Origin of the sequence: Paenibacillus motobuensis (genome assembly GCF_039521865.1) — a bacterium.
Lineage (GTDB): Bacteria > Bacillota > Bacilli > Paenibacillales > Paenibacillaceae > Fontibacillus > Fontibacillus motobuensis.
On the sequence record NZ_BAAACX010000008.1, the window covers coordinates 237,042 to 253,262 of the forward strand.

Annotated in this window: 16 protein-coding genes and 1 pseudogene; 15 read left to right on the plus strand and 2 right to left on the minus strand. The window is 42.7% G+C overall.

Going from position 1 to position 16,221, the window contains the following annotated elements:
* The first annotated feature begins 68 nt into the window (after window positions 1-68).
* From ABD014_RS09270 to ABD014_RS09330, 14 genes and pseudogenes are all read left to right on the plus strand, one after another.
* On the plus strand, window positions 69-263 hold the full coding sequence (locus ABD014_RS09270; RefSeq protein ID WP_343860194.1) for a DUF6366 family protein: 195 nt from the start codon (window positions 69-71) through the stop codon (window positions 261-263).
* A 111-nt stretch (window positions 264-374) separates the two neighbouring features.
* A pseudogene (locus ABD014_RS24845) lies at window positions 375-491 on the plus strand (zinc-ribbon domain-containing protein); the annotation flags it as partial.
* Between the two features lie 24 nt (window positions 492-515).
* Window positions 516-1,274, plus strand: coding sequence for a DUF2628 domain-containing protein (locus ABD014_RS09275; protein WP_343860196.1), 759 nt, complete (start codon window positions 516-518; stop codon window positions 1,272-1,274).
* A 437-nt stretch (window positions 1,275-1,711) separates the two neighbouring features.
* Window positions 1,712-2,608 (plus strand): copper amine oxidase N-terminal domain-containing protein, encoded by an 897-nt coding sequence (locus ABD014_RS09280; RefSeq protein WP_343860198.1) that lies wholly within the window; start codon window positions 1,712-1,714, stop codon window positions 2,606-2,608.
* Window positions 2,609-2,620: 12 nt separating this feature from the next.
* The gene (locus ABD014_RS09285) at window positions 2,621-3,190 is read left to right on the plus strand and encodes a hypothetical protein (RefSeq protein WP_343860200.1); all 570 of its coding nucleotides are present in this window, start codon (window positions 2,621-2,623) and stop codon (window positions 3,188-3,190) included.
* Between the two features lie 224 nt (window positions 3,191-3,414).
* Window positions 3,415-4,311, plus strand: coding sequence for a copper amine oxidase N-terminal domain-containing protein (locus ABD014_RS09290; protein WP_343860202.1), 897 nt, complete (start codon window positions 3,415-3,417; stop codon window positions 4,309-4,311).
* Window positions 4,312-4,322: 11 nt separating this feature from the next.
* Complete coding sequence (locus ABD014_RS09295; RefSeq protein WP_343860204.1) at window positions 4,323-7,109, plus strand: hypothetical protein; 2,787 nt, start codon at window positions 4,323-4,325, stop codon at window positions 7,107-7,109.
* Between the two features lie 187 nt (window positions 7,110-7,296).
* Window positions 7,297-9,579 (plus strand): deaminase domain-containing protein, encoded by a 2,283-nt coding sequence (locus ABD014_RS09300; protein WP_343860206.1) that lies wholly within the window; start codon window positions 7,297-7,299, stop codon window positions 9,577-9,579.
* 15 nt (window positions 9,580-9,594) lie between these two features.
* Entirely contained in the window at window positions 9,595-9,945 is a 351-nt protein-coding gene (locus ABD014_RS09305) for an Imm3 family immunity protein (RefSeq protein ID WP_343860208.1), read from the plus strand.
* A 358-nt stretch (window positions 9,946-10,303) separates the two neighbouring features.
* Window positions 10,304-10,501 (plus strand): preprotein translocase subunit TatA, encoded by a 198-nt coding sequence (locus ABD014_RS09310; protein ID WP_343860210.1) that lies wholly within the window; start codon window positions 10,304-10,306, stop codon window positions 10,499-10,501.
* 60 nt (window positions 10,502-10,561) lie between these two features.
* Window positions 10,562-10,792, plus strand: a complete 231-nt coding sequence (locus ABD014_RS09315) for a hypothetical protein (protein ID WP_343860212.1) — start codon at window positions 10,562-10,564, stop codon at window positions 10,790-10,792.
* Between the two features lie 390 nt (window positions 10,793-11,182).
* Window positions 11,183-11,755 (plus strand): RNA polymerase sigma factor, encoded by a 573-nt coding sequence (locus tag ABD014_RS09320; RefSeq protein ID WP_343860214.1) that lies wholly within the window; start codon window positions 11,183-11,185, stop codon window positions 11,753-11,755.
* Window positions 11,724-12,728 (plus strand): DUF4367 domain-containing protein, encoded by a 1,005-nt coding sequence (locus ABD014_RS09325; RefSeq protein WP_343860216.1) that lies wholly within the window; start codon window positions 11,724-11,726, stop codon window positions 12,726-12,728. The genes ABD014_RS09320 and ABD014_RS09325 overlap by 32 nt, the downstream gene beginning before the upstream one ends.
* 274 nt (window positions 12,729-13,002) lie before the next feature.
* Entirely contained in the window at window positions 13,003-13,782 is a 780-nt protein-coding gene (locus tag ABD014_RS09330) for a DUF4367 domain-containing protein (RefSeq protein WP_343860218.1), read from the plus strand.
* A 180-nt stretch (window positions 13,783-13,962) separates the two neighbouring features.
* Here ABD014_RS09330 and ABD014_RS09335 read toward each other — a convergent pair whose 3' ends face one another.
* Window positions 13,963-14,886 carry a S66 peptidase family protein gene (locus ABD014_RS09335; RefSeq protein WP_343860220.1) on the minus strand — a complete coding sequence of 308 codons (924 nt, stop codon included), beginning with the start codon at window positions 14,884-14,886 and terminating at the stop codon, window positions 13,963-13,965.
* Window positions 14,887-15,121: 235 nt separating this feature from the next.
* On the opposite strand from ABD014_RS09335, the gene ABD014_RS09340 reads away from it, so the two are divergent.
* Complete coding sequence (locus tag ABD014_RS09340) at window positions 15,122-15,472, plus strand: RidA family protein (protein WP_343860222.1); 351 nt, start codon at window positions 15,122-15,124, stop codon at window positions 15,470-15,472.
* A gap of 115 nt (window positions 15,473-15,587) precedes the next feature.
* Here ABD014_RS09340 and ABD014_RS09345 read toward each other — a convergent pair whose 3' ends face one another.
* Complete coding sequence (locus ABD014_RS09345) at window positions 15,588-16,046, minus strand: hypothetical protein (RefSeq protein WP_343860224.1); 459 nt, start codon at window positions 16,044-16,046, stop codon at window positions 15,588-15,590.
* Window positions 16,047-16,221: the final 175 nt, after the last annotated feature.

Sequence of the window (16,221 nt, forward strand, 5' to 3'; positions counted from 1 at the left end):
TGGCTTGCTTATTTCTCCACACCACTTTTTTCTGTAGATCATAATCTATCCAGATCGGAGGCCAAACCATGGAGCACAGGGATAAACAAGAAAAGCAACAAATCGAAGAGTATAAGAAGAATCCAACCATCAATATGGCTGATTCGATGAACCGCTCGGTGAGCGGTGATTTGGGAACTCTGACAAGAGGGAGTATCCTGACTAGAATCATAACGACTTTGGTAATCATTGGGGGCTTAATTGTTTTCCTATTGCTCAAATAGTGTTTCTGCTTGAGTTCGAATTATTTGTTCGTCAAATTATTCCAGGATTGTAGTAGAATATAGCTATAGTTCATAGAGACTATTCACTAATGAGAATTGTCTGTTAAGAACGTGAACAGGCGAACGGTAATATGGGTAGAGGATGGTGATGATTGTTTGGAAGTAAGATATTGTTCTTCATGCGGACATAGTATAAGTACGACCGCCCGCTTTTGCACAAACTGTGGGAGACCTCAAGAGCAACAGGCATATTTGGAGCAGGCTTCTCAAGAGCAAGTGCATCAGCAGCCGGAACAGCAGCAACTGACACCACAGCAGGAGACATACCAGCAGCAAGACAATCAGCAGCAAGTATTCCAAGAGCAGTCATATCGACAACAAGGTTATCAACAGCAAGCGTATCGGCAACAGGATTATCATCAACAGAGGTATCAACAACAACCGGGATATCAACAGCCGCAAGCCTACCAGCAGCAAGAATATACGCAACAGGCCTATCCACAACAAGTCTCCCAACAACAAGCATATCAAGCCCCAACATGGCAAAATCAACAATCCAACCCTTATAATACACCCGAAGCAGAATGGTTATGGTTATATTCCCATAGTGATAAATATGTTGAAAAATGGATTAAAAATTCAAAATGGAACTGGGCGTCTTTTCTTTTCTTTCCGTTTTGGGCGGGGTATCGGAAAATGTATGCCGAGTGCGCGATATATGCAGCAATCTTAGTTGGGCTGACCTTCATTGAACTATTATTAGGCTTTCCGCTTAAGGGTGCCTATATCGGAATCTATATTTTGTGCGGAACATTAGGTAATAAACTATATTATCAGAAAGCTCAAAAAGAGATTGATCATATACTAGCTTTACATGGGGATCATGAGCTCCGTCGCAGCTTTATTTACCAAAAAGGTGGAACCTCTGGCTGGGGCATTGTCTATGGAATTGGTATGATTCTAATTGGAGTCATTATAGAGCTCCTAATGGAAGAGGGATTTTATTATTGAACATGGTTAATACATAACTGGAATAAGTGTTAGAAAAGGACAGTTCTCAGAATGAGGATTGTCCTTTTTTTGCGGCTCACTAAGCTATGCTAATCATCAGTAAGCCCTACAGGGAACTAAAGCGAGAAGTATAGCAGATAGTCCCAGCCTTCCTCGTCTTTGTTCGAACATAAATCTCCGCTTCTAGCCGGCCCTAAATGCAACCTCATTGTAAAACATTCAAAATAGAAGATACGAGAGTAAAAATAGGATTACAGCAGAAACACTAGGAACACTAAACCTATAGCCATATGAAAAAGGGATTAATTATCGGTATTTCCATTGTTTGTGATGTGTTGCAATAGTATAATTATGAAGGATTGCATAAGGGAAATATTCCCATACACCTATGAAGTATACATATAGTTTATAAAAAACAAAAAAGGAGCTATTAATCTATGAAACTAAAGAAAATAGGATTTGCACTTATGTCATTGGTTCTGATACTAACAATGATTCCTGCCATGACATCCGCTGCATCCAAGCTATCGATCGTAGTTGAGGTGAACGGGGACCGAGTATCATTTCCTGATGCGAAGCCATTTATGGACAAGAGCAACCGGGTGCAGGTGCCTGTCCGATTTGTAAGTGAAGCACTCGGGGCGGAAGTAGGCTGGAACAGCAAGAGCAAGCAAGTAACTGTGCAATTGGGGGAAGACACCACTGTTTTGACCATGGGGAAAAAAGCGTATACCGTTAATGGCCAAACGAAACAAATGGACACGGTAGCTCAGCAGAAACAGAATCGGACTTTCGTTCCGTTACGATTTGTCAGCGAGGCGCTCGGCGCTAAAGTAATCTGGCATAAGGATCTTTATAGTGTAGAGATTCTAACGGGTCTTGCGGCGGTGCATGAAGACAATAAGGAGGAGATAAAAAAGGAAACATCGACCACTGAAACCCCAAAATATATTGTGGATTCATGGGGACGTAAGAGAAGAATAGAAGGGGAGACTCAGAAACTGACTGCTGAAGGATTCAGCTTCTTCAATTCCTATAAATCGGGATTAGGTGTAAGTTACGAATCAGTAAATGGAAAAGATCTAATGTTCTTACAATCAACTATTCATTTTGACAGAGATGGTGTGGATTATAACCAGCAGGTTAAAGACTTGGATGAATTATTGCGTCAAAAGATTGATACTGAAACAGTGGACAAGATCATGAAATACGTAAAACAAAAGACCAAAAGGGAAGATGAGTTGGAAGCGAAGGAATTCAGTGACAAGACATACGGAATTCAAGTGGAATCAAGTTACTGGGATAATATATATATATCGATCTGGTATAAGTAGGGTGGTACTTTGATGAAGAGACGATTCGTTATATTTCTTTTGGCTGTACTTATCTGTGGTCTTGTACCGCAATACCAAATATTCGCTGATAATAAAGAAGATAGTGACCAAAAGATAACTCTCGAGGAATTAAAGACCCTCACACCTAAAGCAGTGTTAGAAAGAGCTAATAAGGATATGGAAGAATTGTATGGACTAAAGAACTTCTTTCCACAAAAGGCATATGGGAGAGAGCTTAATACTGCCTTGTTACAGCAACAGATAAATGAAGCGATTAAAGCCCCTGAGAATTTTACAGGTTTTGATATTGTATATGGCACTAGTCACGGTACGGAGATTACCCATAAGGGAAAGGTGATGACGAGATACTCCGGATATAATGTATTTGGCGATGATGTGTCCACGGATGGATTTCCTTGGGATGCGGGCTGGAGCGGCACTAAGATTCAGAACTTCAATCACATAGAAAGACTCGAATCCAACCCCCTAGAGTATCTCCCCGATAAAACCTTCGAAGGCGAAATAATCAAGGCCATAAATGGAAAATACAGCGATGAACAATATAGCACAAACCTCATGTAAAACATTCAAAATAGAAGATACGAGAGTAAAAATAGGATTACAGCAGAAACACTAGGAACACTAAACCTATAGCCATATGAAAAAGGGATTAATTATCGGTATTTCCATTGTTTGTGATGTGTTGCAATAGTATAATTATGAAGGATTGCATAAGGGAAATATTCCCATACACCTATGAAGTATACATATAGTTTATAAAAAAACAAAAAAGGAGCTATTAATCTATGAAACTAAAGAAAATAGGATTTGCACTTATGTCATTGGTTCTGATACTAACAATGATTCCTGCCATGACGTCTGCTGCATCGAAGCTATCGATCGTGGTTGAGGTTAACGGGGAACTAATATTATTTCCGGATGCGAAGCCATTTATGGACAAGAGCAACCGGGTGCAGGTGCCTGTCCGATTTGTCAGTGAGGCGTTAGGGGCGGAAGTAGGCTGGAACAGCAAGAGCAAGCAAGTAACTGTGCAATTGGGGGAAGACACCACTGTTTTGACCATGGGGAAAAAAGCGTATACCGTTAATGGCCAAACGAAACAAATGGACACGGTAGCTCAGCAGAAACAGAACCGGACTTTCGTTCCGTTACGATTTGTCAGCGAGGCGCTCGGCGCTAAAGTAATCTGGCATAAGGATCTTTATAGTGTAGAGATTCTAACGGGTCTTGCGGCGGTGCAGAAGGATAAGGAAAAAGAATCGGAGTCTAATTCTGTTAAAGATTCTTTGAAAGGTTCAAGCACTTCTAGAAGTATAGAAGGGGAAACTGAAAAGAAAGTTACTGAGGGATTTAGCTACTATCAATCCTATAAATCGGGATTATTTGTTAATAGCGAGTATGAGGAATATAAAAAAGAATATGGAAAACAGGCAATAGTTATTCAGCCATATATTAGTTTCAGTAGAGAAGGTGTGAATTATACCCAACAGGTTAAAGATTTGGAGGAACTCTTAAGTCAAAAGATTGACGCAAAAACAGTGCAAGCCATTATGAAATATGTGAAAGAAAAGACAAAGCGTGATGATGTATTAGAGTCGAAGGAATTTTCTGACGGTAAATATAGAATCGAAGTGGCTTCCCCATTTTGGGATGATGTGTATGTTGCAGTTTGGTATAAGTAGGTGAATTCTTTATGAGAAGACGAATTGTCGGATTTCTTCTGGCTGTACTAATCTGCGGTGTTGTACCACAAATAAATATTTATGCTGAACCCAAAGATGAAACCGAGGCAAAAATGACTCCAGAAGAGTATTTTAAGACCCTTACTCCTAAAGCGGTGTTAGAAAGAGCTAATAAGGATATAGAAGAGTTATATGGGTTAAAGAACTTCTATCCTACACAATCAAATGGAAGAATGCTAAATACTGAACTGTTAGAGCAACAAATTAGTGAGGCGATTAAAGATCCTGGGCATTTTACAGGCTTTGATATTGTGTATGGAACTAGTCACGGTAAGGAAATTACTCATAAGGGAAAAGTAATGACCAGATACTCTGGATATAATGTATTTGGTGATGATGTATCAACGGTCGGCTTTCCATGGGATGCAGGTTGGAGCGGGACCCAAATTCAAAATTTTAATTTGAAACCAACTCCTTGGATAGGTAAAAATATATCGAAGAAATTCGATGACTTTCCAACGAACTTTGGTTCAAGGCTACCAGAAAAACTCACCGAGTACCTGGGCGGCGAAACCTTCGAAGGCAAAATCATCGAAGCTCTGAATGCAGAATACGGTGACGAACTTTATGGCACAAACCTCATGTATAACAATCAAAACAAACAATACGAGAATAGAATTGTTTACAACAAAAACACCGCCCCCAAAGGCGGCTGGATTAAATACGTTCACGTCATCCAACCGCCAACGTATCTGTCCCAGGGATTTGGGAGGGTGTATCTAAAGGTCGGTACTTATATGGATGTGCCAATCGCTGCGTTTATAAATACGAAACCGAATGATATTTCCGCGGAGTTTGTTGATTTGCCGTCCGGAGCGATGGCCGGGGAGGAAGTTCAAGTATCCGTATGGTTGAGGTCGACGTTTCCCAAAAGGGAAACTACCAAGTTTTCGTGGAGTGTTACCCGCAAGAGCGATGGATTGCCTCTGACAGTAGCGGAGAATCAGTTGAAGTTCAGCGGCGGCGTAGCGGCCGAATCCGGTGAAATCGCCATTTCCAAAACTGAGAAGAGGCGTCTCACTGTCTCATTTGTAATGCCGGAAAGTGACGTACGGATTCAGTTCAAGGTCAACGAGAACGGTAAGGAGCCTGAAGAGGAGCTGCTTGATAATAACGTTCTGGACTCTGATGTTCTGGGCGCGGTGAAATTGATCGTTCCCCGGGAGCTCAAGCTTCCTTATGATATGCTGACCAAGAAAGAGAAAATAAATTTACCAAGCAGTACGGCTACATTACAGCTGCCCGATTTGCCCGAGGCCAAGTGGACGGGAAACGCCAAAGGGGAACTAACGGTAACCAACGGAACTCCGGAATTGCAAAAAGATTTTTTTGTTGATAATAATCCTAAAATTGACGAGGACAGCAGCGTGATTACGCGAACCCCGATAGTAACTTATACGATAAGGAGAGTGGATTATGGGGACAATCCAATGGGAAAAAAGTGGCTCAATCTGGATGAACCCGGAACTCCGTTGTCTAAGACAGGGGAAGTTCACACTGAAGGGTCGGTAAGCAGACCCTATGAATATAAGTCTACTTGGAGAGAGTGTACTGGCGAGGGCGAAGAAAGAAAGTGCGAGGATAAATCAAAAATCGAAAAGGGAACGGTAACCGCACAATTCTTGCCGAACACAGTTTCCAATACCTATGATATGTATGTCTACAATGGGATGAAGGATGTTCCAAAGCGCGAGTACCGTAACGAAATCGAAGATAATCAAACGGATTCCGTTGTGAAGAATCTATTTTGGACCAATGAGCCCTATCCCTACGATGTGATCCGCTGGATGCATCATCAGGATGAGAATGGAACAAAGGACCCCTGGATAGAAGCCCCTGGACAATATAAGCGTGAATTTATCCAGCAAGCAAGCGGAAGAGTAGAGTGGGACGTCAAAAGCTCCATGAGCGATGAATACGCTCAGGCTAGAGATGCCGCAGCCAAGCGAAAGAACAACAAAAATCTTTACGATAAAGCTGTATTTGCAACAGACAAGGTGCTTCAGAAGCACGATTATCCAATTAAATCGGGATACTATTTTAATCCTGCGGGGAGTTACACTTTCACCGTCACAACCGAGGTATTTAAGAAAGAGAAACCTGAAGACATGACGGGAGACCATAAAGATCTGCTGAACAGTCTGATTAAATCCTTCCGCTATGAAACCGATCTAATGTTTATCAACAATGAGAAGGTTGCTGTTAATATCAACAACGTCGAACTTAAGAGAAAAGGCGGAGGCTTTGAGCGGAAACCAGGCATTTTATCTGTTGAGGACAGCAAGTCGGTGAACGAAGCGTCGTTGATCACCGTGTTGGATCGAAGCAAAGATTCAACACGGTATACGAAAAAGGTCAAGGAAATCAAATACTCGGACAAGCGCGGCGGCGATTCTGATAAGTTCTGGAAGATGGTGCTGGAAGGGTATAGCGAGTCGTACACCTTAGGCAAATATACGAACTATAACTATCGGGAGTATGTTGAAGCCGGACAGCATATGTATAAAATCACGGAAACGTCAACGATTACGATCGTCGTCAATTCGGGCAATGTACCGCTGTATACCCACGCCAATATGCCGAACGGAAACTACTATATCAAAGTATGGTTCGACGAAGTGAATATGACTAAGGGGAACCATGCTTACAAAGGCCTCAAGACTCTGCAAGGCATCGAAGATTTGGATTCCATCAAGGTAACTGTGGTGGGCTCCATGTTTGATGATTTGAATAACTAGACGAACAACAAGACCTGGGACCCAACATCCCGGGTCTATTTTCTAAAAGTAGATTAATCCTCATATAACGATCAGCCTTTAAACTGCTTTCCTTACATCATGCCAATCCAGAAGAATATAGAGCAATTAGTGAGTGTATAGGAGGTGTCCTTCCATTCAAAAGATAGATCTGGATCGACTCGACCATTTGTCTAGAGTAGTGGAGCATTTGCGACAGACGATGGAGCAGGAAATCACCGGCGTATCCAAGGATGTGAATCGTCTGCTCCAAAATACAGAAGCAAATTACTCGGAGTATTATGTGCGTACGGCTACTCAAGAAGCAGCAAGCTTGCTCCGGGAGATTGAAATGCTGGCCCGGCGATTGGATGATCAAATGCGTGAAAAAGTAAGCGGTCTGAAATATGCTGTGAGTCAATACGCGCAGACAGACAAGCAAGTGGAGAAATTGGCTCAAACCCAGCCTTCTTCATCGTTGTTAAAGCATAAATCTCCGTTTCTTGCCGCAAAGTGGTCGGATGTTACAGGAAATAGTCTGTATGGACCTACGAAATCCACAACTTCAGAGCCGTTCGCATTCCCCAATATTTTCGAACAACTTCAAGCATTTCAGCGCCAAGGAATTATCGATCGTTTAGCTCCCTTCCAAGAAGATCCACGAATTGCTGCTCTTTTGCAAACGATGCAGAACCAAGATGCCTTCGCCCAGAGACTCGCCCAAGCAGAACTGACAAAAATCGCGGAGGCATTTACGGAAATCGCCCGTAGCCAGAAGGCTTATGTGGTCTATCAGGTTTATGGCCAGCGTGAATATATGGAGTCGGCTCATCAATATGCTGAAGCCCAGCGAAAGAAGCTCGAAGAAATGGGCGTGTCGGACGAGTGGTACAAAGAAGGCATCGATCTAAGTGATTTTTATCAAGGTGGGTTTCTGAAGGCCTGTAGATACAATCCATTAAAAAATGATCGATCGCTCTTACTGGATGATGAAGAGATTAGAGTTTTGTTGGAGCAGGGGATGTTGGGAGAAGTTGAATTGGATGTGCTTCGTCAGAGATATGACGAACTAGAGGTGAAGGTGCTTCATCGGTTGCAGCTAAAGCAGCAGTTGGAGGAATATAATCGCTTGGTCGCCGAGGAAGACATCCGAAAGATGCAGGAGTACCTCAAGAAAATGAATTTTTATCACGGGGAAATTACCGGGAAGTACGATCAAGACCTGCTTATTGCTGTAGCAGGATATCAGTATATCGCGAATAACTACAGTACGATGTTCGCCGTCTGGCGAGAATTTAGTGGTTATCATGACGGTAAGGAATTTGAAGTCGATGGATTGATCACGAAGGAGCTTCTGGAGCTGGCGAATTCGGAAAGAGGGTTGGGATATTGGAATAATCCAAATGTGAAAGCAAGCGGATTAGGTATAGCGATGACATCGGTAGGAGTCGGGGATGGAATCGTAAGTCAGATTTGGGATGAAGGAAGCGGGCTTTTGAAGCAGGCCTGGTCCGCCAATCCTACCAATCCGAAGTTCTGGACAGAGACGCTGCCAGGATATTATGATTTAGCCAAGGCGATCACTAACGGGGATATTACCCTAGAAGATATCAAGGAAGTGCTGAAGGAAGGAGCCGCAGAAGAGTTCGTCGTTCCATTCCAGGATATCTGGGATCTACAGGGGAAAATACTTAGTGGAAAAGCCAGCTATGAAGAGAGCCAGCGGTATGGACGAGCCTTGGTGAAAGCTTTTCTGGCGCTGACACTAGTAGAAGGAGCAGTTAAGTCAGGTGTTAAGATATCTGGCAAACTGAGCAGGCAGCTCTCCGAGCTTCTGCCTAAGCTAAATGGCGGAGCCGTGGCGGTTACTGAGAGTGGAATGAAAATTCAGGTTCCGAACAATTATCGTATCGAGACTCCGGAGAATCCAAATATTCAGAGAAGGCAAAATGAGTTTCAAGATAGAGGAAAGCATGGAGAAGGTATAGATGGGACGGGTCAACTTAGAGGTTTGTCTGGCATTCTAGACCGCGTTAAAGAGCTACGGTCTCAGTTGCCTAGTAAGTTGAAAAAATCAGGAAACTTTGGCTACGCAGAAGTTGATGTTCAAGGTATTAATAAGAAGGAGTTTTTCGCTCATAGTTCTGTAAATGAAGCTACGGATAAGGGGGTACTGCCGGGTATTTCTTTGAAGCCTAAGGGCGAGCCAATATTTAATGCTAAAAAGGTTGACCCTGATAACGCAAGAATTGATACACCTGCAGCATATTTAAGAGACTATGACACGGAGTACAAAATTCTAAATGATATTGCATCTCAACTTACAGGCAACAAAAATGCAAAAGGTACAATTAATCTGTTTACTGAACGTCTTACTTGTCAGAGTTGCTCTGATGTAATAATGGCTTTTAGAAGAGAATTCCCAAACATTACAGTAAATGTACTTACAAACGATGGGAAGGTAGTAAAATAGGCAGGGGGGAACAATATGCAAGAATGGGAATATATCGAGCTAATTGAATATGTCGATGAGGTATTCAGTAATTCAATTAATGATGGATTAGATGCACTGCAAGCTGGAGGAAGATGTATGTATGAGTTTGCGAATGTAATAGAAGAGGGAGCGACTGAAAAGACTATATTTTATATTAGTTTAGCTCGTCTTCAAATAAACAATGGGGTACTATCTGCCCGAATATACGAAGAAATAGGAAATATTATCAAAACTTTTGATGTTAATAACTTTGTTGATGAGCTAGGGTTAGATGATGCTAAGGATTTGGGTTTGCGTATCGATTCACTGAAAACAGAGATGCAGAATGTTAAGGTTATTGGTTGAATATCGTTCACAATAGGCATACCTTTCATTCATTTCTATCAAGCGTAATTTGCCACCGCCACGCATCACGCACCGTCCATTATGCGGGCGGGAGATGCAAGTTCAAACTATTATTGCCCTTGTATAGATAGTGTCCTGAATCGAGAATGGCATCCAAATAGTGCGGCGGAATGCGGGGATATAGTCAAATCCATTCGGGAGTTACCGTTAAATCTAGGCTGTCTTGTTATTCATGAATTATTCCGATGTGACAAATTCAAGATTCAAGAATCGCCCTCTGCTTTGTATGCCTGGTGTGATTTCTGCCTGTAGAGTGTCTAACCGATAAGGGAAGACAACTTGAAGGGAGAAATCAATCATGAATCATCCAGTTAAAGAATGCATTCAGAAGCTAGGACTGACACATCGGACGTTCGTTGTCCTGTATGACATCTCATGGGAAAGGTTTCGTAGTTGCTTGTATGGCTACACTGATTCCATCCCCAGCGCCATCCTGAATGTCATGATACAGAATGGATATGATGAACAGGAAGCACAGCGGCAATATCTCTTATAGAGGAAATGGAGCGTTCAGCAAAAGCTAGCCGCCCCCGTCGACAGAAGGGAGGGCGAGTCCATGAAACGACTACCTTTAGATATCGCCCTAACCCTGATGCGGCGGGAGAATGTGTTAGGACATGGATCCGATCTTAATGAACTGATTGGAATCTTCATCAAGTATGTCAATGTCCCGATGTCACAGGAACAAGTCGAGCTAAGCCTCACGCATTACCTTGCTAAATCGAAGCACAATGATGTCGTTCATCGGAATCAAGTCTTAACCAAAGTCACTCGATTCCTAAAGTAGTATGATTGGCGGCTATCCGACGATTATATAGATTACTCATTGATATTATAGTTCCTTATACTAACTGGGCTTATGAGTTAATGGCCTTCATTGGAAAATTGCTGCACAATATGGATGGAGACTGCACTCTCGAGTTAAATGATAAGTCAATATTATTAAGAAAGAACAATGTGATAACTGTTGACGATAAGAAGTTGAGTGGAACAGCGGAGTTTCCCTTTTATGGACTGGGACTAGATATAAGGTTGGAGATATAGTTTAAGGACTTTGAAGGCTATGATCGATTGTGATCATGGCTTTTTTTCTGCGTGTACCTAATTCATTTTTTTGAAAACTGTCCCTTCTACCGTTCTTTAAGTGTTATACATAGTTAGAGGGGAGGATGGCTTGATGGAGTTTGTTGAGGAATGCGTGATGCAAGTCAAAGCGGGCGAAGTGAACAAGTATGTACATATCGTTGAGACGTTCCAGGTTCCGATTTATCGATATTGCAGTCGTATGTTAGGTAACCGGCAGGAAGCGGAGGATGCCGTACAGGACATTCTAGTTAAAGCCTACGAAAAAATAGACAAGTATAATCCGACGGGCAGCTTCTCATCCTGGCTGTACAAGATCGCGCACTACCATTGTTTGAATCTGCTTCGTAAACGCAGCATCCAGCGTAAATTCCAGAGCTGGTTCCACCAAGAGACGATTACGGAAAGTGCGGAGCAGACGATGACGAACCGATTATTCGGGGAGCCGTTGGCATCTGCTATAACAGCTTTAAGCGCGGACGAACGGAGTTTATTGATATTACGGGTGCTTGAGGAGAAGTCTTTTGCCGAGATTGGAGAAATATCCGGAAAAAGCACGGAAGCGGTGAAGAAGAAGTACGGGCGGCTTAAGCTGAAGCTGCAGAAACTAATGGAGCAGAAGGAGGGAGCAGGTTATGCGAAAAGCCAAAGTTACACTTCAAGATGATCAGATCAAGGAGCTTCTCATGAATAAGGAGCCGGATGACATTGATGTGCGAATGAGCGTGATGAATCGGGTGCAGGAAATTCACGGGCGGCGCAAAGGTACAAAAAAGTTTCGACACCGGACTGGAGCCATTGTCACGATTGCCTGCATCATTTTGGTGCTGTCCTCCTTAACAGGCTATGCGGCTTCCCGGTACGTGCAAATTATGAATTCAAAAGGTGAAGTCATTGTTGAAACGAAGGAAATTATAGAAGATCAGTATACTCCCCATGCCAAAACATATGATAAGCTGCTGTCTGAGTATAAAGAGCGTGTCCAGGCCCAACTTAAACCGGGTGAGCTTGTGGCTTACTACATTCATGACGATACACTGAATGCCTATAACCGAGCTAATATGGTTAAAACCGAGTTTAAACCGGTGGTGTACAGCAGTTTCGCGGAATTGAAGAAGCAGCTTGAAATCACATCTGGGCCAATGTTGGCTGAGCCCAAGTATTTGCCTAAAGGGTACTCTTTTACAGAAGGAAATGTATTTGTCAGTGTGACGGAAGGCGAGGCCAGTTTGGCAAATCTGCATAAGTTAGAACCAGAGTTTATTCAAATGGCTGAATCCTCAACTAGTGGTGCTAAATTATTCATCAAGCCGTTGACTTGGAATAAAGCGGGGAGTGCCAAGGTGATCTATAGCAATGGGAAGGATACGATCGATATTAATGCTTTTATACGGAAAAAACACCCATCCTCGGTAATAACGAAGTATCCCAAGGGCGTATCGGTCGAGAAGCTGACGGCAGGCGGTCAGGAAATGGTTTATATGGAGGCAGAAACAACCGAAGCGGATACTGTCTACTACAAGCACAAATTGGAGTGGCTTGATGAAGAAGCAGAGATTTATTATTCCGTATTCGATAATCCGGATAGTGCCTTGTCCAAGTCCGAATTTATCCGCTTTGCAGGCAATATGGTGAAATAACTTCACTTTATAGTGTGTGTTTAAAAAGTCAGACTTTCAGCACCGAGAAGGTTGGATGAGGCTAGGGACTGAGGAGTGGAGCTTACGTAGTGGGTACGTGAGCACCGGAAGGCCCGGCTGAATTCAAGATTCGATGCCGATTAAGCTAGCAGTATTGCTCCGTGATCAAAGGGGGACTTTTTAAACAACCTCTCATAGTGTCCCTTTTCCAGAGGCTCAGGGTTTATATAAGTAAACCAAACCACATGCCTACATGGCGAAAGGAGATTCATCCATGAACCTTACGAAGAAAATGATCATTGCCACTACAAGCATTCTGCTAGTGTTGGGATCAGCAGGCGGATTTGCTACAGAGGCAGGCGCTGCGCCGCAGAAACAGACGAAGACACAGGCGACATCAAGTAAGAACAATCTTGAACGTCAGAAAAAAGAGGCTATGGATATATTTCATCCGAAAGAAGTAAAACCAGGTCATTTAACCGTGCTGTATGACGGGACTGACAATTCGCTGTCTTTTAACTATCTCGGTATAACCAGTTCAGATTACGATGAATATACAAAGCTGTTGTCCCAATACAAAGCCCCGAAATTGCAGCAGATCGGTGGGCTCCCGGAAGGTTATGTGTTTAAGTCTGGGGAGATCGTACCGCCATATCCTCAGTTTCTTACCAAGTCGTATGAAAGTATGCTGAAAGATCTCAAAGCAGAGGCGAAAGGGAAGAAATATTACGCGAAAAAGCTGAAATGGAGCGAAGCCGGTGGGGCGGAGATGATCTTCTCCAAAGATTCGGATATAATCCGTATCACTTCCAAGAAAATTGAGCCGTTCACTACGGAAGTCACCCGGGTACCAGGTAAAGGGGAAAAGTTTGAAAACTTAAGCATTAACGGGATCGATGCACTATACTCCACGAATTCCAATGATTTGTACTCCACAAAGTTAAGCTGGGAAGATGCCGAAAACCAATTGAAATACGAGATTTCCACCTTCAAGAAGAGTCCTCTGACGAAAGAAGATCTTGTAGCTGTTGCGGAGAGTATGATCCAAGAGTAGATTGTAAAGGAATAGTTGTATCTTAGGAGTCTGCATGTGCAGACTCTTTATTTAATTCCTGCGGTAGTCATCATACATTTCAGGACAATGTAGCTATTAAGGTTGCTTCAGAATGAAAATAGTATAAAGTCGGACAAATCTATTCCAAACCACGGATTTGCCGAAGAGAGCCTATAAACGTTATAAGCTGACGGTAGGCTCAACCACAGTTATTGAACTATTGATTGAATCGAGATTAACCGTTGCGCCAATCGGCAAAGCCGCTTTATAAACACCATGGCCTGTAGCTAGGTTGGTTATTAGCGGCTTACCGAGAGGTACTATGAATTCTTCGATTATATCCTCATAGGACTTGCCGTACGCCGCCTGGCAGCCCGTGCATTCCCCCATAATAATGCCGATGCAGTCATTAAATTTTCCGGCCAGCTTCAAATGATTTAAGTATCTGTAGACGGTATTAGTAGGTTCATGAGTTTCTTCAAGAACGAGAATTTTGCCCCGTGTATCGATTTCGAATGGCGTGCCCAATGTATCGACAAAAGATGTCAGATTACCGCCCACTAAAGGCCCCGTAACGTTTCCAGGTACCCGGCTATTTAGCGGCATTCCCGGCGGATTCAGGATCGGTCTGGTTAATAAGTAAAGAGATGTCGCCGAGAAAAATTGGTCAAAATTATAATTAGGTGTGTCGGATTTGAAGTCAATAAGCAGCAGACTATGGAATGTTATTAAATCCACAAATTCATACAGTACGTTCAATAATACCGTTATGTCACTGTAGCCTGTAACGATTTTTGGATTATTCCGGATCACATTATAATCCAGGTACGGAAGAATTCCGGCCACTCCTGTACCGCCTCTGGTGGGCAGTATCATTTTAACTTGCTCATCTTGAAACATCCTCATCAAATCGGATGCTCGCTGCTCGTCTGTTCCAGCTAGAAACCCATCTTGCGCATATACAAATTGACCCAATCGGACATTAAGCCCCATTGCTTTCAAAAATTCGATCCGTTCATCAATGATATTTGCTGCTAACGGGCTGCCTAAGGTAACGATTCCAACGGTATCTCCCTTCTGTAATATCGGTGGACGTATCGGCATATGCTCATCTTTCCTTCCTGAAAATAGAAGAAGCCAATGTGATACCCTATTTTTAGATTATATTGGCGAAGTCGGCTGCACAGTACTAATAAAGGAGTTAACAGCAAGTGACAATATTACGATCACTGAGTCTTAATTGAGTTGAGTTTATAGAGTGTAAATATTGCCAACGGGGAACGCATGTTCTATAATTTATAAGTGATTTTGAAATTATGGAATAAGGGGGATGTTAGCTATGATAAATCGAATTCCTACACCTTTCAGTTATTCGTCCGCAGTTATGGCCGGGGATTACATATTTTTAGGGTTACATAGAGGGTTCGGTGAGACGTTCACTCAGCAGATTCATGACACCTTTGAACATCTGAAAAAGACACTTCTACAATGCAATGCATCATTAGACAGTGTCGTGAAGGTTCATGTTTATCTAAAGAACATAAAGGATTTACCCGAAATGGAAAAGGTATTTTGTGACTACTTTGAAACAGATCGATTTCCAGCTAGAATGACCTCAACGACGGAGTTTATTGATTCGGATTGTCTTATGATGATTGATGGAGTAGCCTATCATCCAATCCTACAATAATAAAATGCCGAAAGGATCGTCTAACTTACTGTCTTTTCGGCACTTTTTATAACTAATACCAACGCCTAACATATTGATGTTCTTGCAGCTCATAACGGAACCCGTTAGGTTGATCTTAAATATTAACCTCTGGCGCACGCAGCTTCAGCGTCAATTCCTTGCCGTCAGGAACTTCGTTGGCTTCAGCCACAGTCCAGTTCACGGCCAAGCGCTGATGAACCAGTTCGGCTTGCTGCTCGGTGAGGTGCAATTTCTCGATGATCCCCTCGCCTACTTCGAAATCTTGGCCGCCTTGCAGGCCAAAGGCTTGCTCCAGCCAGCTTTTTAGCCCATTACGGGTATTAAAAGTCAGGCGATATCCTTCCTTAATAGCTTCGGCCAGTCTCTCTCCATGTTCTTCGGCATAGCTGATGAAGTTCTCATAATTGAAGCGTTCATCTTCAATTTGCTGAAAGGCGGCAGAATCTTTCGCTTCGACCGCAGCAAGAATCGCTTGGTCAGACATTCCTGCTCTGCGGGCATGCTCCAGCAAAATAGCGGTGCTCTGCGATAATTTAATAGATATATGAGTCATGTCTCTCTTCCTCTCCATCGGATACTAGTAAATCAATAGGATTACCTTACATTATAGCGCCTGAACTTTAAAATTAAAACGATTCTATCACCACTTCTCTCGTCTAGGTACTAAGTTATAATCCCAAATACCTTGAGGTATCGGTATAAAGTTGCAAACTCGACCGCTAGCGCGG